We start from the raw sequence: 1,478 nt of genomic DNA, 5'->3' as shown, positions 1-1,478 counted from the left end.
ACCACTCTCACTCTTCACCTTATCATCAGTAAGCAATAGTGGCTTCACTGCTACTATTACTGTAAATAATACGATGATGGCGTTAGCCATAAGCCCAATGAGCCCAGTAACCTACAGTAAAGTAACTGTTACAGCAGTTAATGCCTTCTTTAAGGTGGCCAATGCTTCGTCGGTAAGGGGATATACTTACATTAATTGGTTTAATAATTCATTATTAAAAGAATATGGACCCATTGCTTGGATTAACGTAACTAATGAATCCATCTTTTCAGGCAATTACACAAGCTTCGCAACAATCACTAATCAATCGATTTTAATATGGCCATACAAGATAGTAGGTGAGAACGCATTAATCATGGTTAATATAGTTACTAAGGCAAGGACCCCAAGTAGTACTATTCATGTTTCATTACCTGCATTAATACTCATAGCCATACCCTTCATCATAGCTGGCGCATTAATATGGGGCGGCGTCGCCTTATATAGGTGGTCGAGGAAGTAGTATTGTAAAATCTAGGTCTTAATATTGAATTCCAGTGACCTATTATTATTAACTAAACCATGTGTTAGGACCTTACCGTTAAGTAGTGTTTCACATAGAGCTTCAATTTCAGATAAGGCACTGAGCAGTACATTATCATTAATATTCCTTATGCCGGCCACTATTACTAATACGTCACTGGTGAATTCATCAACCTTAGTTAGCTCTGAATCCCTGTAGGGGTAAACATGTAGTATTCTACCGTCATTCGTAGCTAGCACTATTTGATTCCTGGTCAACTCCATTTTAGGTGAACCAAGGGGTGTGAATAATTCACCATCAGCAGCCCTCCTTAACACAATATAGTTCACCTGCCCAATCCTCCTCAAGTCATATAAGCCAACTGGGACCTTATACTTAACACTAGCTACATTACCTATATCAACCAGTGGATTAATCCTAGGTAACCCATTACCCTTAAGTATCCTCCTAATTAAAGCCTCCTGGGCAGGCCTCTGCTTAGTGGGGTCTATGCCAAGCCTCCAGTAGAAGTTCCTGTAGAGCCTTATTAACTCATCATCCTTAAGCGACTCAATACTCATTGACTTCCTAATGCTATCTTCAATATCACTAATTATCTTACTTAACTCAGGGGGATTAACCCTATTATTAACACCCACCACTACACCAACAGCCATTGAAAGCTCCAGATCACTGAGCGAACTATGTATGAATATGCGCATACTAGTATTACCTCCCATTAGCTTAAAAACGCTTCCTCAAAATCAAGGACCATAATGATGACCAAGGGAACTAACTCATTATTAGTAGGAATATGATTTAAGTAAACCTTTAAGTATTAATACATTTAATGAACCCAACACCTGGAGTGTACCTAATAAATATGCAGTAAGTTATGGGTTAAGTAACGTTTTATTATTTAATTTAGTACCTCTACCGTGCTGGTGGCTCTCCTAAGCCTTAGGGGGTTTGGCTT

At 38.8% G+C, this 1,478-nt stretch carries 2 protein-coding genes; one reads left to right on the top strand and one right to left on the bottom strand.

What is annotated here, in order from left to right; all coding sequences use genetic code 11:
• Positions 1-502: hypothetical protein (locus BP896_RS05455; protein WP_291766545.1), on the top strand; the 502-nt coding region annotated here is incomplete at its 5' end.
• An 11-nt stretch (positions 503-513) separates the two neighbouring features.
• On the opposite strand, the gene BP896_RS05450 is transcribed toward BP896_RS05455, so the two are convergent.
• On the bottom strand, positions 514-1,224 hold the full coding sequence (locus tag BP896_RS05450) for a B3/B4 domain-containing protein (RefSeq protein WP_291766543.1): 711 nt from the start codon (positions 1,222-1,224) through the stop codon (positions 514-516).
• Between the last annotated feature and the right edge of the window lie 254 nt (positions 1,225-1,478).

It is taken from the genome of Caldivirga sp. UBA161 (assembly GCF_002506515.1).
In the GTDB taxonomy this organism is placed as follows: domain Archaea; phylum Thermoproteota; class Thermoprotei; order Thermoproteales; family Thermocladiaceae; genus Caldivirga.
Note: the sequence above shows the minus strand (reverse complement) of the source record. Positions and strands in the feature narration are given on the sequence as shown.